Raw genomic sequence first — 20,799 nt, forward strand, 5'->3', positions numbered from 1 at the left:
GCAGGCATTAATATGAATTTTAGAAAAACAGTATTTTTATTGAGTAGTCTTCTTATGGCGCTTTCGCAACCCATAGTCGCTAAAGAAAAGGATAAAAAGAATGATGCAAGTCCACTGGCTTCTATTCCGATGAGAAGCATTGGTCCGGCGATGATCTCAGGTCGTATTTCGGATTTCGCGTTTAATCCTGAAAGTCCCCAAGAATTCTATGTTGCAACCTCTTCAGGTAATTTATGGAAAACTGAAAATAATATGACAACTTGGACACCGCTATTTGAGAAAGAAGGCGCTTACGCGTTAGGTGTTATCGAAATGGCTCAAGGTAATAAGCATTTATTATGGGTTGGTACCGGAGAAAATAATTCACAGCGCTCAGTTGCTAATGGTGATGGTGTCTATAAATCAGAAGATGGCGGAAAGAGCTGGAAAAATATGGGACTAAAAAATTCCGGGCATATTTCTCAGATATGGATTAATCCAACTAATCACGATGAAGTTTTGGTTGCATCCCAAGGACCGCTGTGGAGTGATGGCGGCGATCGCGGTTTATATAAGACTGAGGATGGTGGTAAAAATTGGAAGCTCATTCTAGAGATTGATCAATACACTGGCGTTAATGAATTCGTCGTCGATCCAAGAAACTTCAATAATATTGTGGCTAGCAGTTATCAGCGGCGGCGACATGTGTGGACACTGATCAATGGTGGACCGGGTAGTGATATCCATAAAACGACTGACGGTGGTAAAACCTGGAAAAAAATTAGCGCAGGTTTGCCTACTGAAGATATGGGACGAATTGGTCTCGCCATGGCACCTTCAGCGCCTGATATTCTCTATGCAATTATTGAAGGTAGTAAAAAAGAACAAGGTGTTTATCGTTCAACAAACTTTGGTCAAACCTGGAAGAAACGTTCAAGCCACATGACAAGCAGTCCTCAGTATTATAATGAACTAGTCGTTGACCCGAAAAATTCTAATAAGGTTTACTCACTCGATACTTACACTAAGGTATCTGAAGATGGCGGAAAAACTTTTACTCCGTTATCCAGCGAGTTTCGTCATGTGGATGATCATGCGCTTTGGATAGATCCAAATAATACTAACCATTTAGTGATAGGTGGAGATGGTGGTGTTTACGAAAGTTGGGATGGCGGCAATCTATGGCGTCATGCGCAGAATTTACCCCTCGCTCAGTTCTACCGAATACAACCCGATAATGCCGAACCTTTTTACAATGTCTGTGGCGGAACTCAAGACAATAACTCGCTTTGCGCACCTTCTCGAACTGAGGTAATTCATGGTATTACTAATGCGGACTGGACAATTGTTATCGGCGGTGATGGATACAAACCGCAAATCGATCCGACCGATCACAATACCATTTATGCTCAATACCAATATGGTGGTTTGGCCCGTTATGACAAACGGACTAAAGAGCTGATTTCGATAACGCCTCACCCTAAAAGTGGTGAAAATCAATATAAGTGGAATTGGAATACGCCTTTATTAATAAGCCCGCACAAATCCACTCGACTGTTTTACGCCGCTGAAAAAGTTTTTCAGTCTGATGATCGTGGCGAAAATTGGCAGGCGATTAGTCCGGATTTAACGCGTCAACTTGATCGTAATAAACTTAAGGTGATGGGAAGAGTTTGGAGCGTTGATACAATTGCCAAGAACGTATCAACGTCTAAATGGGGTTCAATCATTGCGCTCAGTGAAAGTCCGCTAAGAGAAGGGTTAATTTATGTAGGTAGCGATGATGGCGTGATTAGTGTCACAGAAGACAATGGTAAAAACTGGCGCCAAGAGGATAGTTTTAAAGGTGTTCCTGATATGTCGTTGGTTGAAGACATTATCACTTCATTGCATGATGAAAATGTTGCTTATGCAGTTTTCGATAATCACAAGCGAGGTGATTATAAGCCCTATGTGTTTAAAACCACTAATAAAGGTAAAAGTTGGAAACTGATCAGCAACGATTTACCTAAATGGGGATCGGCACACACGATTGCGGAAGATCATATAGATCCTAACCTTTTATTTGTGGGAACCGAATATGGATTATTTGTAACGCAAAATGGTGGTAAAAACTGGTCGAAAATGACCGGAGGTTTGCCGACAATTTCTGTTCGTGATATTGAAATACAACGAAGAGAGAGCGATCTAGTTGTCGGTACTTTTGGGCGTGGCATTTATATCGTTGATGATTATAGTCCATTAAGAACTAAGCCTAAGGAGTTGCGAGCGTTTGAAGCAACCTTATTTCCGGTGAAAGACCCTTGGTTGTATCTAGAAAGAAATCAATATGGTAATGAGAAAAAAGGCGCAAATGGCAATGAGTTGTTTACCGCCGATAATCCAACTTATGGAGCGGTCTTTTCTTACTACCTAAGAGACGGGTTTAAAACGCTAAAAGTACAGCGTCGAGAAAAAGAGAAGGAGTTAGAAAAACAACTAAAAGATACCCCTTATCCAAGTTGGGAAAACTTACGCAAAGAAGACAATGAGGAATCCCCTAGCGTTTATGTAGAGGTTAAAGACAGTAAAGGGAAAGTCGTTCGACGTGTTTCAGCAAGTACCAAAAAAGGTTTTCACCGAGTTGCATGGGATATGCGATATCCTTCGCTGGCCCCCATTCAATTGAAAAAATCGAGTGGTTATATTCCGCCATGGGGACATCCTCCGAAAGGTCCGATCGCCCTGCCCGGTGAATATACCGCAACACTAAAGAAAAGACAGTTTGGCAAAGTGGAAGATCTCAGTAAACCACAAAAGTTTACTGTGAAGTTATTAAACAACAGCCCTGAAATTGCAACTGATCGAGAGGCATTGTTAGCCGCGCAAATGAGAGCTGGAGATTTGTATCGTCGAGTTCAAGGTGCAACAAAGGCTTATGCTGAACTTAAGTCGCGCATCGATCATGTGAAACAAGCGATTAGTGAAACGGTAGATTCGACTGAACAGCAAGCGCAAAAAGTAAGAGTGCTGAGCCAAAAATTGACCAGTATTAGTACGCTACTAAGAGGCGATCGAACCATTAGTTCGCGACAAGAACCAGTGCCTTGGTCAGTTAGTGCAAGAACCACTTTTATTTATCGAAGCATTGCTAATAGTCAATTTGATGTTTCAGGTAATCATTTAGCTTCACTGTCAATTGCTGAGGCCGAGTATCAGCGAGTTGCAAATCAAATGCAACAGCTTGATCAGGAACTACAACTGTTAGAGAGTGAGATGGAACAAATCAAAGCGCCTTGGACACCAGGCCGAGTGCCAGCGGATTTATAAACAAATATTTAAAAGGCGCTTAGTTATTTCTAATAACGAGCGCCTTTTAAAGTCGCTCCAATTTCTGTTGAGTTGACTTCTTGAATATAGGTATTCATCGAAAAAAGTAATAATGAAAATCAAAATCATAAAACTCGCTAAGAAAAAATAATTTATTGAGTATCTGTTTAGATAGCATTTGTGTACGACACAATATCATATTGCTAACACCAATTTGCTGTCTTTCGCCCGAGAAACGCAAATACACATTTGAGCGTTTTGTTCCGATTTACTTAAGTAAAAATCACGGTGTTCGACGTCGCCCTTGATGATATCGACCGCACACATACCACACTCACCCCTTTTACAATCGTAGGCAACATTAATTTTTTTCTTTATCAATACATCCAATATTGATTCCTGAGGTTTCACGGTAATTACAGCGTTAGTTTTAGTTAGATTGACTTGAAAGGTTTTATTATCTTTGTTGTTTGTCCCGAAACTTTCAAAGTGAATTTTTTCGGGGTTCCAGTCAAGTATATTGCCAGTGTCGCGAATTGCGTTGATTAGCTTTGTCGGTCCGCATACATAAAGATGCGTATTTTCAGTCGCTGATTTCATTAACGCAACGACATCTAACTTAGGTGAACTTGGTTCTTTCGAAAAATAGAAATAAGCGCGACCTTGAGCAATTTTTTTTACCTTTTCATAAAAAGCCATATCTTGTTGGGTTTTTGCTACATAGTGAACCTCAAATGGCCGATTGCGTGATTTCAATGTTTGAATCATTGATAAGATTGGCGTGATTCCAATTCCACCGGCTACCAGAAGGGTGCAGCCACTATGATTGCCAAGTGGAAATGCATTCTTTGGTGCTTTTGCCGACAATAAACTACCTGCAACTAACTGATTATGAATAAACTCAGAACCACCCCGACTCCGACTTTGTTTTTGCACGGCGATTTTATAAAAGCGATTTTCGTCACTAGAAGATATAATTGAGTAGTGCCTTTCTATTTGCTTGCCAGAGGGCAAAGTTAGAACGATTGGTAAATGAGAGCCCGCTTCAATAGCAGGTAAAATGCCATGATCATTTGACACTAAGGTGAAGGTTTTAATCGCTTTTGTTTCCTCGACTACCTTACTAACTTGCAATGTTAAAGTTTCAGTATTGTTTGACTCAGCTTTATTGGAACGAGGATTGTGGGGAGAGTAATCAAAAAACTGCCAGCTTATTGAAGCCGGTATTGGCGTTTCTTGCCAACGTTCAATGTACAATTCCCAAAAACGTTGCGTACCGTCACTTTGATTGGTGAGATCTTCCTCGTCCCAAAGTATTTTGGCACTGCCACTCACTTGAATCAGTTTACTATTGTCGAAATCAATAAATACTAAGCCTGCATGCGGATACATTTCGATATTGCCTAGCGTATTAAACATACTATTGCCGGGATAGTCAGGAATTCTCAACCGATTGCCTTTTACTTCGACAAAACCTGGAAATCCACCACGATGTGAAGCGTCTGCAGTGAAGGGTGAAGAAAAGTCAGTGGCACTAGCATTTGATTCCAAAAGTTGACAAGCACTGGCGACAAAAAATGAATCAGCATTAGCGATTAACTGAGCTTGGTCAGGTTTAAGTTGATTACCGCTTTCCACTTTTGGTAGCAACGATCGATTGTTGTCAGTATCGAGTGATAAATTTCTACGCTGAATATATTTAGGACAATTGGGGTAGGTTTGTTCAACCATTATCTGGTACCGATAATTGTCAATTTTCTCGATCTTTCCATTAATACGCAAACGTCTGCGTGTACTTAATTCGATAATTAGCAATCCGATAGTGGGGTTTATATCGATATTCCCCCAAAAAGAATCGTCAGTGTGACTAACAATTATTGAACTATCCAATTCAATGAGGCTGCGATTGATCGCTTTAATAAAACCCGGCTTGCCAAAAAGCACCGATGCCCAAACATTTCCCGTTGGATCAATGTGGCTTACAACAATCATTGATTGTTGAGCGATAAAAGGAATCGCTCCGGGGATAATCTGGTTAGAGATTACGGTTCCATTGCGATTGCCGCTTTCAACTTCACCGGCCTTAGATTGTACGATCTTCTCACCTTTGTGAAAGGGTGAAGTATCAGCTGAGAGCGATAGACTATTCATCTTAAACCTCCGATTCAATTGGAAGATCAACGCCCGCCTCCTCAATGAGGTTAATGAGACGAGCATTGGTCGTTTTAGGGGACTGACTCAAAAGGTCAATACTGAGTAACCTTCACTAGCAAGTCGGTGAACACTTGGTAAGCCTCTGGTACCTGGAATCGCGTTTTCTGTGAGGTAATCAAATCCCGACTTCTCGACTGCTTCAGCGGCTCCAAATACATCAGCGCATCCGCAAGAAACGCCTGCGATCGAGTCTTTCACGGCTTCAAATAATTCGTGAACTGGGTTTTCTGGTTTACTTAACTCGCCAATCCAGCGAGTGCCCGTACCATTGAACACGATTTGAACTTGAGCGCCCGCCTGTTTGTAGTCAAAGGCTGTGGCTAACGCATTAAATACGCGGCCTAGTGCTTCTTCTTGACCGTGATTGGGATCGGATAAAACTAAAATTGCTGCTTTCATGACATTCTCCTTTCATCTTTAAATAAGTCTTTTGGGGTTAGTAAGAGCGACGATGTACCGTCTGAATGTCATTATCGAAGTTTTATATTGTTGAATAAATAGACTAAAATAAACAAGACTATTTCATATAATGGAGTAATAGGGTGGTATTGATTAATATTGGGATACCATATGAATAAACTAGTCGCAATGAATATGTTTGTTCGCATCGTAGAAACCGGCAGTTTAACCAAAGCAGCTGAGGCGCTTGGTACCTCCTTGCCTACTGTGGTCAGAACCTTAGCCAATCTTGAGGAGCATTTAACCACCCGACTGTTAAACCGCACCACCCGTAAAATAACCTTGACCGTTGAGGGCCGTAATTACTACGAGCGCTGTAAAAAGATACTGCTAGACATCGATGAAGCCGAATCTGCACTTTCTGAGCAACAGGTAAAACCAACAGGCAAACTTAAAATTACCGCATCGACGACTTTTGGGAACTTTATTCTTACGCCGTTGATTGCGCAATTTCTGAAAGAAAATCCTCAAATGGAAGTCGAAATGCTGTTGTTAGATCGTAATATCGATCTGATTGAAGAAGGTATTGATGTTGCTTTTAGAATTGGCGATTTAGTTGATTCTTCAATGGTGGCTATTAAAGTCGCGGAAACACGGCGAATTACTTGTGCTTCGCCGGAGTTGCTGGCAGCGTATCCGCCAGTAAACGAACCAGAAGCCTTGAGTGAACTGCCTTGCATTCGCTTTAGTGGATTTGGGCTGAGAAATCATTGGACTTTTTACCGCCAAGGTAGCGCTTTTAAAGTACCAGTCTCTGGCCCTTTGACCTGTAATCAATTAGCAACCACTAAGCGAATGGTGGCATCTGGGGTCGGAGTCGGTTGGTTCTTAGCCTATCAAGTCAATGATCTTATCCGAGATGGTTCTTTAAGTGTCATTCTTCAAGAGTTTGAACCTTCGCCCCGACCCATCAATATCGTATTCTCTCACGCCAAACTGATGTCAACACGAGTCAGAGTATTCGTCGACTGGATGAAACAGGCGCTGATTAAGCAACTCGATGAGGCCAGTAATTAAGATCAGATCTGCCAATTAACGCCATTGATGCTGTCAATAAATGACAGCGTTGTCATTTTATCTGTTAGTGGGTATAGTGAGGTCAAATAGTCTTATCTAGCGGCTCAATATGTTTATTGCAAAATTTAATTCGGCCATCAAGTATCTTTTGATTAGTCTTGCTACTTTATCGGTACACCAGGTACATGCCGGTTGGCAGTTGGAGTGGATTGATGATTTTGATGGCAACGGCGTTAACTGGAGCAATTGGACGGCGCAAACCCAAGCAAATTACAACAATGAAGTTCAGTGTTATACCGACGATGATAGTTCGTCTGAGCGTAACTACGATGTTTCCGAAGGGACTTTGAAAATAATCGCGCGCAAAAAGACATTGAGTTGCTCCACCCTAGGTGGGCAGACTAAAACTTGGACTTCCGGTCGCCTGAACAGTAAAGATAAACAAGAGTTTTTGTATGGCCGAATTGAATCACGTTTACGATTCCTGAATTTAGAAGGTGGGACTTGGCCAGCATTTTGGATGTTAGAAAATCGTATCGCAGAGCAGCCGATTGCCGGAGATAATGATTTCGTAAACTGGCCAAATCCAGGTGCTGGTGAGATTGATGTATGGGAATGGTTTGGTAACGGTCCCAATAGTTACATTACCAACTTTTTTAATACCAGTGGTTGCGGAAGCGAGGTGCGATACACTTATCCCAATGGACCTGTTGATGTAACCCAATGGCATACTTATGCAATCGAGTGGAATGAAGATGATATTAGTTTTTATGTCGATGATACTTTAGTCGTTTCGCATAATGTTAGTAGTTGCACTCAGTACAAAGAGCCTATGTTTGTTTTGCTTAATGTTGCTATGGGAGGAAACTTAGGCGGCGCAATTGATCCTAACCTCACCCAAGCCGTGCTAGAAATCGATTATGTTGCTCACTGCTCAACAACCAGCGCCAATGATAGGTTTTATTGTAATGACTCAGTCTCAACGACCAACGATGATGATGGCGATGGCGTAAACAATAATGATGATCTTTGTCCTGATACGCCGCCGGGTCAAAGTGTTGATGTTAATGGTTGCTCCGTCTCACAAGAACTCAATGAAGCGCCAGAATTTTCATTTATAGTCACTCAACAAGGTGTTGAAGGCACGATTGTTGAAGACGAAGGCGGACCCGTCACAATAACCGTCGAAATCTTTGATGAAAATGCCTCAGACACTCACCAAGTCACATGGGATGTGAACCAATTAGTTAACCCTACAGTAAATGGTTCGAGTGTCGCATTTAATCCTACAAATATGGAAATTGGTAATTACACGATTACTGCTACTGTAACGGACAACGGTACACCAAACCTTTCGGTCACTAATTCTGTAACCATTAGAGTGGCGACACCACCACCGCCGCAATTAGGTACCGGCGGCGGTGGAGGATTGAGCTATTGGGTTTTATTACTGATATCGATTACTCTCTTGTTGATGCGTAACCGATTAACCAAGACACGCTGAAAATGTTTCATTGATGGTGTCAAAGTGATGGAGTAGAAGAAATAGTTGGCTTAGCAGAACTAACCGGAATAGAGTAACCCTCGATCTGTCCGGAGGTTAAGGTTACGCAAAGTTCTTGTTGTCTCAAGCGACAAATAGTATAAGTGTCTGGTGAAGCCGATAGATTTAACCAGTCGGCTAAGCTGATTTGTTGACTGGGTTTTCCATTAATACTGGTAATCAGATCGCCTTCTTGAAAATCTTGATGTGCTGTGACCATGTCTGGAAAAACGAATCTTACTATAAAATTTCCAGAGACGAGTTTTCGTAACTCTAATCCCAGTAAGTTATATTTGGTTTTAAAAGGTTGATCGCTGTAGGGAATTAGGTACAGCTTTTCGCGATGATAATCAATCACACTCACAAATTGATTAAGCAACGCACTCCCAATAACAGAAAAGTCATCTTCAAAATCACCACCAATTAAGTTGGTTTTAATATTGGTTAACTTTAATTCACCTAAACTGAGCGACGGAAGGGTTACTCTTTGGTGAACATCTCGTCCGCTTAGTCCAAAATCTGCAGCAGTTATAGGCTTACCTGGCAGGACTATACCTTCATTATCAATTAATGCACTGGCTACTTTTAAATAATGCCGACTACCAGTATCGATAATAATTTTATGACTGATTGTCTGACCATTACCAAAATCAATTTTACCCTCAATATCAATCTTACTAAAAAAAGTATCAAATGGGATTTCGATTGCTTCATCAGAGGGCGTGTGAGGTGTTTGGCTAATCGCTATCCTATTTGCTTTTTTATCAAACAGCCAACTAAAGTGATGCATGATGTCATGACCAATGACACCATCATAGATCGCTTCTGATGGGTCTAAAAAATATTTGGTTGTTGAGGTCGGAAGAAATGCTAAATTCACATTAGTGAAACCGATTCCCGAAAGAGACAATGTGTCCACTTGAGTTTGATAGGCGGGAGATTTTTCTTCCTCACCCCATCCGGCCATAGCTAGATCATAGCCGCGAGTTAAGCCTAATGCGTTTATTTTAGGGGTATCCATAACGATGGTAACCGACGCTCCTGTATCGACTAAAAACTTAAACCCATCGACACCATTTAAAGTCACATCAATGTAGGGCTTTTCTCCGAGATAATGAGTTTCAATTCCCACTGTTTGTATTCCAGTTGGCCATAGAGGCTTTAGGTGATCGTTAGAGTTGCGGAGTTTAATACTGTTGATTATTCCGCAGCCTGTTGTGGTTAAAATAAAAGCTAAAATAACAGTGAACCGTAACACTAATTTTCCCCTTAAAAGTCGAATGTCAGAAGAACCGTTGGGTTTATAAGACGCTGGTGAAAGCAGAGCTCACCCAATTGTGATAAGGTTAAATTAAAGTAAGTAAAATTTAGGTGAAGTCACAGCGAATAAGCATGACTAAGACTTCAGCTGAGTCTGAAAAGTAATCGGGATAAAGTCAACTAGCAATACTCTTATGAATGAACATCAACAGATGCAAGGTTTAAAAGACTATCTTACTCGACGTCTTGTGAATATTCATTTGGCTCGACAAGAGATAACAGATGAAGAATTAAAGGAAGCGTTCTGCAAACTTGTTTCGCAAATGGAAGCCAAAGACGAGCTATGGGAATGGGAGTGGTTTGATGAGCCAGACGGCCAAGGTGGATACTCGCTTGGGTGGTGCATACTAAGAGGAGAAGTAATCGTTGATAGTTATTGCCACTCTTTTTCATAGTCATCTAGTCGCTCATCAATACTATTCTATTGCGAGTTGATTCACATGAGTTTAATTATCAAGATGATTAACGGGATTACTTTACTGCTTTTTCTGGCATTGTTGTTGTGGTTTGTTTTTAGTGCTGTGCGCTATCGATTGGTTAATGTTGATAGTCGATATGAAGTTGTCGGAGAAGTGCAATATAAAATGGTCGAAGTTACCTTAAACAATAGAAGTTTGTTTGAAGGAATTCTCGGGAATAAACCAATAAGACTGGTCGACAAAGGGATGTTTTTCGTATCGGAGAAGGACAAGAAGAAGCTCTGGCCCGAAAGTCCTTTTGATATGGAACGGAAACAATATACGATCAAAGCAAGAATCACTTTGCAAAAATTATTATTTGGCGGGGGCTCAGTGGCAAAAGTCGTCGAAGTGGAAAAAATTAATCAGCGACCGATAAGAAACAAATAAGACTTTATAAAAGTTTCGATACGCTAGGAATTAGAATAATGGCAGAGATTGAAATCAAATTACAACGGCCCAATGTTGAAGTATTGTTTAAACCTTATCAAGCAGTCATAGGCAAGGATTTCCCAGGTTATCGAAATCATGTTTATCGAACCATTACTTATGCAATGCATTTTTTAAATGGCGATTTAAGCCAAGAGAAACTCGTTGAAACTGCATTTGTTTATCATGATATAGGCCTTTGGACCGATCGTGAATTAGCTTATTTGGAGCCTTCAGAAGCGGTTGCTTTAGCAGACAATGAAAAATTTAACTGGGGGTTAGATCCTGAAGCGTTGCGAGGCGCAATTCATTGGCATCACAAAATATTGTCTTACAAAGGGCCTCATGAAAAAGTCATTGAGGCGTGCAGAAAGGCCGATTGGGTTGATGCTTCTAAAGGTTTGATTCGAAAAGGACTTAGTAGGTCAATGATTAAGGAGGTTGAAGCGGCCTTTCCAAATTTAGGGTTTCATGACACTTTACTGCGGCTTGCTAAAGATTATGGTGGATCAATGCTAGTTGGTGGAATAAAGGTCACTCGCGGAATTGTAAAGTGGTAAACAATCCTTAACTGGTAAGGTATCTTTTATTGGCTCAGCTTCCATTAAAAGTTTACAAGCAGGTTGGAATGATCAAGTCTCTCCAACCTGGCAAGTAAAAAGCGCTAACGGCTTTTAATCCGCGTAAGTTCCCCGAATAGGGTAGTTGTTTTCCGGATTTCGGATCCAAGCAATGCCTGATACTAATGCCTCTAGCTCGGGACGTACAAACGGGTTGTTAGAAATATCGACGACTTGAATATTCCCTTTTTCATTTACAACAAAAAGGCCAGGCTCGGCAAATTGATGGTCGGTTTCCTCAGGTGAACGAGGGTTTGAAATATATAAGCCTAAGGTTTTCATTTGTTCAATGGATAAGCCGTGGGTAATTGGGAAACTAATATTAAGCTTCGCGAGATGTTGCTCAAGTTGCTCTCTGCTATCACCCGAAACGGCAATCGTTTCTACTCCCAATGAAATGAGCTTGTCTTGATAGCCTTCGAGTTGATTTAAGTATTTCGTGCAGAGAGGACAGTGCTTACCACGATAAACTACAACCAGCTTCCAATCGGCATCGGGCCCTGTATCTGAGAGCTTTAACTGCTCACCTGTCAGAGTAGTCGCTGTGATGTCGGGAAACTTGCTACCTGCATGGAGTTTTTGAGTGTACATTATGAGATCCTTGATTTAAAAGTGAGTATTTAAATGTTTTTCAAAACGGAGTAAGTCTGATTCAATTTGAGGATTTTTCATCACATCGTAGCTGGCAAATGTTTCAAGCGGTTCCATACCAAAAAAACGAAAATTCATATGCATAGGAAAGAACAAATCGTCAACGCTTTTGCCTTTGAATAAATATTCTGCCTGATCATTAAAAGCTTCTTCGGGCGCATTAAAAGTTAACGATAACATGTATTTCTTACCAGTAAGAGTACCGCCGGAACCATAATTCTTTTTAGGCTGCGTGCTGTTGCGGCCATCGCCTTCACATAACTGACCGCCCATACCTGCAGTATAGACCTCATCCATATACTTTTTGAAACTCCAGGGCACACCCATCCAGTTGACCGGAGTTTGTAAAATGATCGCATCTGCCCACTGATGATTGTCGAGCTCTAGTTCAACATCATACGAGTCTGCTGTTTGTGTCGTTCTCACTTGATAGCCTTTGTTCTTTAAAAGTGATTCAGCTTTATTGGAAAAGGTTTGATTCAGCTTTCCCTCGGAAAACGGGTAGGGGTGATGGGCATTTATCACTAATATATTTTTCATGGTTAATCCTGCTATTAAAATGATACCTAAATCGATTCGGGGTGATTTAGGTAGCGATAGTTCACTGAAAATTTGGTTTTCGTTTAAACCCTGTGATGTGGTATATTTTGGTAACCTAAATCAAAAAATCAATTAGTATACTTTTAGTAACCTGGTTACTTTTGATGGTGAATCCGTGAAAAGTGTAATAAAAACAGAGGCTAACGGCCGGAAAAAAGTTTTCAATGCGTGTACAGAACCCTGCTCGATTGAGAAAGGAATGCGCTTAATTGGCGGTAAATGGAAAGGATCGATTATCTATCACTTGAAAGATGAGCCGGTAAGATTTAATGACTTAACCCGAATGTTAGGCGGTGCGAGTAAAAAAATGGTCGACCAGCGGCTAAAGGAACTCGAAGGGCAAGGGATGGTGATTCGTAAAGTGATCAATGATCGCCCGGTGGCGGTAACTTATGAATTAACCGAATTTGGTCGCAGCGCTTTGAAAATTCTAGAAGACCTGCGGGTTTGGTCGGAGAAGTATGATATTCAGTGTTAAGAAGCAATTAAAAACAACAGTCATTTGGGGTTAGGTTTTGTCGATCACGGTTCAGGCTAAGTATTTTATTCTGACCCCACCATTTTCTTTTTCCCGTTCGTTATTTCGATGATAATTATTAAAATATTGAAAGTAACCGGTGGAACGATAGCGATAGGTGCCCTGAGTATTATGGCTTTTGTGTTCGTATTTAATTTTTTGTTCTTCGGAAACTGTTCATATCAAAAGCAACTTAGCACTTATAAGAATCTTTCTGATAAAAGGTTACGTGTTTTATACCTGCAGATGTCAAAAGTATTCAAAGAGAGCAATAGTTATTCAATTAGCAAAGAAGAAGCAGACAAAAGCTACCCTGAATTAGTAGGTTTTGATTTTAAATCGATAAACGTCACTTATCAATCAGTGTTAATCGGCGGTTGTTTTGATGATAAATTAGTTATGCGTTTCGGCGGTTTAGCTAAGTCTAAAGAAAAAATTGAAAGCATTACCATTAGCTGGGGAGAGAATCCTTTGCAGACTGAACAATTATGGTCAAAATGAAATATATGCGTTATTTTAAACTAATTATTTTGTTGTTAATTTTGGCTGCGTGTGACAATACAGAGGTCATATCCAAACGAATTAGGTTTCAAGATTGCAGTGCGCTTCATACTGAAAGGATGGAAGCAAAGGAAGTTCAATTGGGTGGAGAGTTTGATGAATGGTTAAACAGTTTCTACCAAATGCCTTTGTTCGATTCAACCACAGGTTACTACTATATGGTCGAAACTTTAAGGGACATGTCCGGCCCTTACAATGTAACTATAAGTTGTTTGGAAGAAAATGCATTACATTTTTCTATATCTACAGAAACTGGTGAAATTAAAGGGTTTTATAGAATAGTTGGCGAAAAATATAGGTCTGGACCTTTTTCGGATAAGATTATTAAGGCTATTATAGTGGCTAACCCAAATAGTGGATTACTGAAAAAAGCACCGACTAGAGATAATAACAAAAAAGATGATGATGCTTAAGTCAGAGTGTCGATAAATATACGTATTAGGTTATTAGTTCGTAGCTTGAAATTAGGGTCAGAGTCAAATTAACCTAGAGTCTATATATTTAGCATGAATAAGCGCTAAGAGACTAATTTGACTCTGACCTTGTTTTACCGGATTATCTACTGATCACATGCTCTAGGATTTTTAGTGGGATCAGTATCGTCACTATCAAGGTTGTTAGTGACCCAGCTCTGGCCATCAACCATTCCACGCCCAGGACACATCATTTTTGTGTTAGCAGGGTTGCCGTATAAATCTCCATCTGCGTCAAGATAATAAGTGACTAACAAGCCTTCATCTACCTGACCATCGCAGTTATTGTCGATATTATCACAAGCTTCAACTGAAGTTGGATTGATATTAGCTCTTGAGTCATCACAATCACGACCAGCGATAATGTTTCCGGCTTCATCGCGGTTAAATGCCCAGCTGGCATGAAATCCATCGCCGTCACTATCCGCAAAACCGAAAGTACTTGGATCGCAATCTTCATCATGGCCTTCACGGTCTGCTACTTCTACGTTTCCAGGGAAGCGGTTAGGATCGCTATCGTCGCAATCATCACCACCCTGGGTCACGTCAATACTGCCATCACCATCAGCATCGCGCGCTTCAAAAACTGTAATGCCAGTACTCAGCGTTTGATTATTAAGATCGGGTGATTCTAGCTCTATCCTTATTTTATCTCTGTTGAGTTGCATTAGTCGTGAGTTCTCGGCGCTAGCCTCGTATCTAAATCTGTAGTCATCTGCTCGATATGTTGCGGTAGTCGTGATGACAAGTTGAGTGGACCCATCGAGAATTCTTAATTTGCCGCCAATTCTTGAAGGTAAATCTTTACCGGTTATGTGTAGGGCTAACCGATTATCAATAGCCAGCAAATGAGCCGTAAATTGATTAACCTTACTTTGTAGTTTGCCAGGTGCTGATCTGACATTGATAAAATTACTTAGGTAGTTTTGATTGGCCGTATCGACTATCGCGACGCGAAAGTTTCCTTCTAGGGTTGAGAACGGACTGTTAAAGCGGCTCTGATTAATGTCAGCAATGAGGTTTTTACCCCCCCAAGAAGATATTGGTAGATCAACAGAGCGTTCATTGGCAGGTAAAATCTGAGTGAGTCTAAGTTTGTAAGAGTCTTTACGTGAAGGTAGCGGTTTATTAGCCTTTACATTGATCAGATACTTATCTTGCGCTGCTTTTTGTGAAGCGCTGGCGAGTTGCGCTTTTATCGGTAAAAGAGGCCTGTTAATTCTGTTATCTCTGAGTTGAGGACTTGTGCGACTAGTAGCATTGTTATTAGGCGTTGCAGGAGGCGATAGTGAAGCGATGGCATCAATATCTGCGCCGGGCGTTCTACCATCACATCGAACTCCCATATCGGTTAACTTAAGATAACGGAATCTTTCCGCTGGATCGACCTTACCGGAAAAATCCAGGTTTTTGATTTTTCCTTTCACCTGGCCGACTTCAACCCAGTCATTTCCATCAGTAGAGAGCTCAACTAAAGTTTGTTCGGCGACTGGACCAATCTCATAAATTGCTAAATCTTTTCCGGGGCCATCCCACAAAACGTTATCGGTGAACTTTACGATCAGCTCGCCATTGCAGCCCATCGATAAAAAGCCAGATCTTTTTTTCTTATTATAATCTGGAGCACCTATAACGTTTTTAGGATCAGCGAATTCAGGTGCAGAGGCAGGCTTGCCATTGTTAAATCGTACTACTGCGTCTGCATAAGCATTCTTCCCTTGTGGTAATGCTTGTAGTTTTATATTTTTTGTGGAAATCGTCTTGTTGAGTTTGTTATTGATTTGGGATTGGGCATTGGCATCTTTCGCAGAAGTTAATAAGCATGCTAGAGTGCTGATAATAATTAGAACGCGCATATAATATTTTACTCGCTAGAACCATTAAAATTACTGAATAATACTACTCTTAATTTACTTCATTGTTCAATAGCGGTTTATGAGAAGCGTCATTATAATGAAAGACTACGATCACGTTATTTTAATGCGTATGAATTTAGGGTCAGAGTCAAATTATTTTGAGTGTGATGTGTGTGATAAAATCAACGAGATTTTGACCCTGGTTTGCTAACCCTGAATTAAAGGAATACCAATGAAATGCCCTATCTGTAATGAAGAGTTTGGCTATTTGCGCTTGGAGCGATTAACGAAGTTTGAATCATATTCAGAATTTTATTGTCCGAATTGCGATGGCTTATTAAATAACATTCCAGTCCTTAAAATAAATCGAAGAGTGAACACTTATATATACGGTGGGCTTTTTGTACTAATTACTTATTTGGCGTTAGAGTATTTTCTTGCGCTAGATAGCAGTGCAATGACTTGGACTGCAATAGCAATTATTGTTACCTGCTTGCTGCTTGGTTATAAAGAGATAGGTAAGTATGATTCTGAATTTTATCAACGAGCAGAGACTAGAAATTAGGGTTAGATTCAGATTATTCTACAGTCAATTTATTTTTAGCTTAAAAAGCGCTATGAGATTAATTTGACTCTGACCCTAATTTACTCGAATGTGTATAAGGGTGGCTTTAGTGTATGAGATTATCATATGAACAAAATTAATTCGTACCTAACATTAGCTATACTAGCTTTCAGTTCAGCCTCTTTTGCTAGCGATGACAATTGTGCTGAGTTCAGTACTAAAAGAGTCGGAGCTGATATTGTTAAGCAGAAAAGTACTTTTGACGAGATTTTTGATTTTAACAAGTTTCCCAGGATTGAGTTAGGTACTAATATCGAGCAATTAGAAAGGATATTGAAAAAAGTGGATTTCGGTTTCGGAAAAATAAAAATTAATTGTAGCGATAATAACTTTGTGTATTTTACAATCATAACTGAAAGTAAGAGCTCGTTTTGGAGTGATTTAAAAGGTTTTTACAAATTGCAGAATGGAGTTTATTTTTCAGGGCCTTTTACACGAGATGAAATTACCGTTGTAATTCAAGCAGATCCTTTAGATAGATAGTCGAGAGTTCGAAATCATCACTTTGCCGACACTCACAACCAAATATTTTATTAAAAGTCCTTAAAAAGCGGACGCTGAAGTAAACAGTGATGTGACTTAGGTATAAGAATGTAAAGGTTCTAAGGATATGTAGAGTTGATTGAGATAGATGAAAGTGTATGGAAACAGCTTCCGGAAAATGATAGTGGGCTCGTCGAGTTTCACGACGGAAACGGTGTAAAACTAGTTATCCACCAAATTGGAGTGGATGCTGAGCTTAGAGAGAGGCTTTCTGATGTAAATAAAGTTCGTGAGTATTACAGAGCTAACTTTACTGAACAGGGTATGGGGCTTGTTGAATGCATAAGTACGACTATTGATGATATTCCTTCTGCTAAAGCTATCGGTAAGAAAATCGAACAAGGTCAGCCTGGACTATATGTTGGAACAATAGCTGTACCACTAGAAGACCAGTCTTTCGTTTTCTCATTATTTTCTCAAGAGATAGGTGTAACAGGAATTCGTGATACAGCGATTCTAACTAAACTTATGTCAGAAGGTAAACAATTTGAAACTGAAGAATCTACTGGAAAAATGATTGGGTGGGCTCAAGATCCATACTTTCCTGAGCACGATGGTCCGTGCTTAAGAAACCTCTCTGAGGATGAGGAATACGATGAACTATTTCCAGACCATCCACTGTCGAAAATCAGATTGCAGCTTTTAAACCTTGAGAAAAGCATTAAGATAAACCTATCTGGTAGAGATAAAAAGAAAACATGGTGGAATTTTTGGTGAGAACGATTTCAACTAACACTTAAATTGTAAAGTAAAATAGTGCTGTCTCAGTGGCTCTTAGCATTACCTAGCCACCGATCATAGAGAAATCGCCTCATTAAATGCACTATCAGAAGTTGGTATTAATAAATAAAAACATCCTTCAATTGTCGGCTCAAAGAGGCCAAACTTAACTATAAAGTAATTGATATCATGAAAATTATTTTCGTATTACTATTATTTCCATTTTCAGTTCTAGCTGAATGTCCAAGCTGGCCAAAGGCTATAGCTGATATGCAAGTTTCTGCATGCAAAGTAGTAGACGTTACAAAATGGGATGGAGTAAAAGAAAGCAGGCTCTTGTTAGCTGTTTCAATTAAGGATCTATATTTATTTAGTGCGAATGAGCCTCTAAATACTAATTATAAAAATAATCTCTTTAAAAAAGGGCAGGAGTTTAGGGTTCTTATGGATCAAGCTCCAAATGAGAACTGCGGCCTGATGAAACATCGACAGTCTAGTGTTAAATTTTACAAAGCAATTTTAACTAAGTCATGCTGCGATACTGGTGGTGGATATTCTTGTTTATATGATGAAGTATTTGGAACACCTATACCAGGTACTTGGTTTGACGATGACGAACCTACTGAACTCAACGAGAAAGATGACTGGGATTTTAAGGGACATAACAAGAATATAGCTGTTGATGCTACAAACACACAGGAAAGTTAGACTCTAAACATCACAAAAAAGCCACTCATAATTTGTTATAATACCAACCCATAATTAAAAGCGGTCATTGATAATAAATATGAGTAACTTACCCAGTAAAATATACCTAATTGACGCAAATATTGAACTTATATCTGCTTGGAAAGAAGCATTTTTGGAGTGGTCTGAAGTTGAGGTTTTCCACGGTGATTTCTTTTCATTTCCAACAGATGCTATGGTTAGTCCTGCCAATAGTTTCGGCTATATGGACGGCGGTTTAGATTTAGCCATTAGATATGAACTTGGAGAAAAAATAGAAACAATTGTTCAGAATATGATTCTTGATAAACATTATGGTGAGTTACCAGTCGGTTTGGCGGAAATTGTCGAAACAGAACACGATGATTGGCCATTTTTAATATGTGCTCCGACTATGCGAGTTCCAAAAAATATATCTAACACATTAAATGCTTATTTGGCCTTTAGAGCGATATTAACTTCGGTCATCAAGCATAACTTATCAAGCTCGTCTCGCAAGATTGACTCATTAGTCTGTCCTGGGCTCGGAACAGGTGTGGGAAGCTTGCCTCCGAAAAGGTGTGCTCAACAAATGAAAATGGCTTATCATTACGCAACTCAAGAGCCTAGAATTTCAGGTTTTAATGAAGCTCATACAATGGAACTTCAACTTACTCAACTTTAATAGTTCGTTGCTTGGATATTAATTATGGCTGTAAACAAGAAGGGAAGCAGAAAAATAGTTGTCGATGAACATGAGTTCAGATGGAGAGCAACAGGAAATGATGGCTGGATAACCGTAGTTATATGGTCCTCTGAAAACAGTGATTGTAGAGTTGTCGGAACCACTAACTATCACCACGATTGGAAAAAGGTAGATGAAGAGCGTTGGTCCTCTAATAGCCAAGCTATTGTTACTAATAGAGTAGTTCGAGAAGTAATTCTGCACGTTGGAACGAAAGAAATCCTGGAAGGACGTGGTCAGATAAATATAGGTGAAATTGAGCAGGTTTTTGATTTTGATAATGCAGTTCGAAACTAGGCTTGGCTGGCGCAGTTCATCACAGAATGGACGCTCAATATATTGTTAACATAGTAATAACGGCAAAAAGCAGCCGTTAGGATATAAATAATTGATTATTATTATTTTGGGTACTTTAGTTTAATAATTAAAGACAGTCACTATTAGGCAAAAGACTTACACAAACTTGCGAATATTCCTTAGCGACAGTATCAAGGCGATTTAAATTAAACTACGCGAGTGAAAAACTTATTGGTTTAAAGCTTGACTTAGCGAACTGGTCGATTTTCAGGTAATCGATAACCTTCTCGTTTAAGAATAAATCCAAGGTTATGTTATCGTTGGTACTCAGGTAGTGGAGAGGTACAAGCTCCGAATACTCGAAACGCCTTTAACCCATTGTGATTTCAGTTTATCAGCAAACGATTGAATAAGATGAAGGGGCCCAACAGCGCGGTAGTAGTTACGACCATAATGATTAACTTGATTGAGCCAATTATCTTGGTTGATATTGAGCCGTTGAAATATCGGCTTTAAGTGAGTGGGAATTGTGGCTTTATCCGGATGTTTGATTGATTGGCCGGTCCATTCAACCAGTTCAATATAGTCTTTTAGCGGCATTACCATGGTTCTTTGCCTGACCTTACCTGCAAGTGATTTTAATGCTTGGTTTAATGTTTCTTCAGTCATCGAGCTTACTCGTGATTGAATACTGGTATAGTCACTCTCTTCCAGTTTATCGGTTATCCCTGCTCTAATGGGGTTAAGGTCGACATAGGCCATACACGTCAAAGCAGCCGATTCGTCTAATAAGGCTTGAGAGGTAAACCGAGACTCCCAGAAGTGTCCTTTGACAAAGTCTTCTTGATTACTGCGTTTAGCAATAGGCTCATTTATACAGCGCATGAGCCATGAGATTGAGCCCAAGCGTTGTCGATACTCAGCTAACAGTGTTTCATCATTGGCTATAGCTTGTAGTTTGAGTTCTCGCTGGAGTTTAAATTGAGGGTTATCTAGTTTACCAGGAAATAGTTGTAGCCAGCGCTCTGCGACTTCTAAATCACTCCACTGACACGGTCCGAGAGGGTCAGAATAAATCACTAGATGATAATGGTTATGCATCACGGCATAACTGTAAACTTCGATAGAGAAGATAGTAGCGAGCTGTAATATTCGTTG

The 20,799-nt window shown here is 40.0% G+C and carries 22 protein-coding genes; 15 read left to right on the forward strand and 7 right to left on the reverse strand.

Annotated elements, in window-relative coordinates:
* Window positions 1–12: 12 nt before the first annotated feature.
* Window positions 13–3,288: a VPS10 domain-containing protein gene (locus FLL45_RS22550; RefSeq protein WP_142944327.1), complete on the forward strand. Its 3,276-nt coding sequence runs from the start codon at window positions 13–15 to the stop codon at window positions 3,286–3,288.
* Between the two features lie 195 nt (window positions 3,289–3,483).
* Here FLL45_RS22550 and FLL45_RS22555 read toward each other — a convergent pair whose 3' ends face one another.
* Together FLL45_RS22555 and FLL45_RS22560 are read right to left on the reverse strand one after the other, a co-directional pair.
* Window positions 3,484–5,439 (reverse strand): 2Fe-2S iron-sulfur cluster-binding protein, encoded by a 1,956-nt coding sequence (locus tag FLL45_RS22555; protein ID WP_185964594.1) that lies wholly within the window; start codon window positions 5,437–5,439, stop codon window positions 3,484–3,486.
* Between the two features lie 87 nt (window positions 5,440–5,526).
* Window positions 5,527–5,901 (reverse strand): DsrE family protein, encoded by a 375-nt coding sequence (locus FLL45_RS22560; RefSeq protein WP_142944329.1) that lies wholly within the window; start codon window positions 5,899–5,901, stop codon window positions 5,527–5,529.
* A gap of 171 nt (window positions 5,902–6,072) precedes the next feature.
* Between FLL45_RS22560 and FLL45_RS22565 the strand changes: the two genes are divergently transcribed.
* Window positions 6,073–6,978 (forward strand): LysR family transcriptional regulator, encoded by a 906-nt coding sequence (locus FLL45_RS22565; protein WP_142944330.1) that lies wholly within the window; start codon window positions 6,073–6,075, stop codon window positions 6,976–6,978.
* Window positions 6,979–7,087: 109 nt separating this feature from the next.
* The gene (locus FLL45_RS22570) at window positions 7,088–8,482 is read left to right on the forward strand and encodes a glycoside hydrolase family 16 protein (protein ID WP_142944331.1); all 1,395 of its coding nucleotides are present in this window, start codon (window positions 7,088–7,090) and stop codon (window positions 8,480–8,482) included.
* Window positions 8,483–8,501: 19 nt separating this feature from the next.
* Here the strand turns inward: FLL45_RS22570 and FLL45_RS22575 are convergent, their stop codons facing one another.
* Entirely contained in the window at window positions 8,502–9,779 is a 1,278-nt protein-coding gene (locus FLL45_RS22575; protein WP_185964595.1) for an aspartyl protease family protein, read from the reverse strand.
* 196 nt (window positions 9,780–9,975) lie between these two features.
* On the opposite strand from FLL45_RS22575, the gene FLL45_RS22580 reads away from it, so the two are divergent.
* From FLL45_RS22580 to FLL45_RS22590, 3 genes are read left to right on the forward strand one after another with little or no spacing between them, the layout of a single operon-like run.
* Entirely contained in the window at window positions 9,976–10,236 is a 261-nt protein-coding gene (locus tag FLL45_RS22580) for a hypothetical protein (protein ID WP_142944333.1), read from the forward strand.
* Window positions 10,237–10,281: 45 nt separating this feature from the next.
* Window positions 10,282–10,689, forward strand: coding sequence for a hypothetical protein (locus tag FLL45_RS22585; protein WP_142944334.1), 408 nt, complete (start codon window positions 10,282–10,284; stop codon window positions 10,687–10,689).
* Between the two features lie 38 nt (window positions 10,690–10,727).
* On the forward strand, window positions 10,728–11,288 hold the full coding sequence (locus FLL45_RS22590) for a phosphohydrolase (protein ID WP_142944335.1): 561 nt from the start codon (window positions 10,728–10,730) through the stop codon (window positions 11,286–11,288).
* 114 nt (window positions 11,289–11,402) lie between these two features.
* Here the strand turns inward: FLL45_RS22590 and FLL45_RS22595 are convergent, their stop codons facing one another.
* Both FLL45_RS22595 and FLL45_RS22600 read right to left on the reverse strand, forming a co-directional pair.
* Window positions 11,403–11,939 carry a peroxiredoxin family protein gene (locus FLL45_RS22595; RefSeq protein ID WP_142944336.1) on the reverse strand — a complete coding sequence of 179 codons (537 nt, stop codon included), beginning with the start codon at window positions 11,937–11,939 and terminating at the stop codon, window positions 11,403–11,405.
* A 15-nt stretch (window positions 11,940–11,954) separates the two neighbouring features.
* The gene (locus FLL45_RS22600) at window positions 11,955–12,539 is read right to left on the reverse strand and encodes an NAD(P)H-dependent oxidoreductase (RefSeq protein WP_185964596.1); all 585 of its coding nucleotides are present in this window, start codon (window positions 12,537–12,539) and stop codon (window positions 11,955–11,957) included.
* Between the two features lie 175 nt (window positions 12,540–12,714).
* Here FLL45_RS22600 and FLL45_RS22605 point away from each other — a divergent pair, with 175 nt between their 5' ends.
* The 3 genes from FLL45_RS22605 to FLL45_RS22615 all read left to right on the forward strand — a co-directional run bounded on the left by FLL45_RS22605 (window position 12,715) and on the right by FLL45_RS22615 (window position 14,090).
* A complete protein-coding gene (locus tag FLL45_RS22605) occupies window positions 12,715–13,077 on the forward strand; it encodes a winged helix-turn-helix transcriptional regulator (RefSeq protein ID WP_142944338.1) in 363 nt (120 codons plus the stop codon).
* 108 nt (window positions 13,078–13,185) lie between these two features.
* The gene (locus tag FLL45_RS22610) at window positions 13,186–13,617 is read left to right on the forward strand and encodes a hypothetical protein (protein WP_142944339.1); all 432 of its coding nucleotides are present in this window, start codon (window positions 13,186–13,188) and stop codon (window positions 13,615–13,617) included.
* Window positions 13,614–14,090 (forward strand): hypothetical protein, encoded by a 477-nt coding sequence (locus FLL45_RS22615; protein WP_142944340.1) that lies wholly within the window; start codon window positions 13,614–13,616, stop codon window positions 14,088–14,090. The genes FLL45_RS22610 and FLL45_RS22615 overlap by 4 nt, the downstream gene beginning before the upstream one ends.
* A gap of 146 nt (window positions 14,091–14,236) precedes the next feature.
* Here FLL45_RS22615 and FLL45_RS23065 read toward each other — a convergent pair whose 3' ends face one another.
* Window positions 14,237–16,006 (reverse strand): putative metal-binding motif-containing protein, encoded by a 1,770-nt coding sequence (locus FLL45_RS23065; RefSeq protein ID WP_246075871.1) that lies wholly within the window; start codon window positions 16,004–16,006, stop codon window positions 14,237–14,239.
* A 232-nt stretch (window positions 16,007–16,238) separates the two neighbouring features.
* Here FLL45_RS23065 and FLL45_RS22630 point away from each other — a divergent pair, with 232 nt between their 5' ends.
* From FLL45_RS22630 to FLL45_RS22655, 6 genes are all read left to right on the forward strand, one after another.
* Window positions 16,239–16,571 carry a hypothetical protein gene (locus FLL45_RS22630; RefSeq protein ID WP_142944341.1) on the forward strand — a complete coding sequence of 111 codons (333 nt, stop codon included), beginning with the start codon at window positions 16,239–16,241 and terminating at the stop codon, window positions 16,569–16,571.
* Between the two features lie 126 nt (window positions 16,572–16,697).
* Complete coding sequence (locus FLL45_RS22635) at window positions 16,698–17,114, forward strand: hypothetical protein (RefSeq protein ID WP_142944342.1); 417 nt, start codon at window positions 16,698–16,700, stop codon at window positions 17,112–17,114.
* Window positions 17,115–17,249: 135 nt separating this feature from the next.
* Window positions 17,250–17,891 (forward strand): hypothetical protein, encoded by a 642-nt coding sequence (locus tag FLL45_RS22640; RefSeq protein ID WP_142944343.1) that lies wholly within the window; start codon window positions 17,250–17,252, stop codon window positions 17,889–17,891.
* A gap of 192 nt (window positions 17,892–18,083) precedes the next feature.
* Entirely contained in the window at window positions 18,084–18,602 is a 519-nt protein-coding gene (locus FLL45_RS22645) for a hypothetical protein (RefSeq protein ID WP_142944344.1), read from the forward strand.
* Between the two features lie 79 nt (window positions 18,603–18,681).
* Window positions 18,682–19,284, forward strand: coding sequence for a macro domain-containing protein (locus tag FLL45_RS22650; RefSeq protein ID WP_142944345.1), 603 nt, complete (start codon window positions 18,682–18,684; stop codon window positions 19,282–19,284).
* 24 nt (window positions 19,285–19,308) lie between these two features.
* Window positions 19,309–19,641, forward strand: coding sequence for a hypothetical protein (locus tag FLL45_RS22655; protein ID WP_142944346.1), 333 nt, complete (start codon window positions 19,309–19,311; stop codon window positions 19,639–19,641).
* A 327-nt stretch (window positions 19,642–19,968) separates the two neighbouring features.
* Here the strand turns inward: FLL45_RS22655 and FLL45_RS22865 are convergent.
* Window positions 19,969–20,799 (reverse strand): transposase (locus tag FLL45_RS22865; protein ID WP_185964597.1); only part of this gene is annotated, 831 nt, incomplete at its 5' end.

This window comes from Aliikangiella marina, from assembly GCF_007004765.1.
GTDB classification, from domain to species: domain Bacteria; phylum Pseudomonadota; class Gammaproteobacteria; order Enterobacterales; family Kangiellaceae; genus Aliikangiella; species Aliikangiella marina.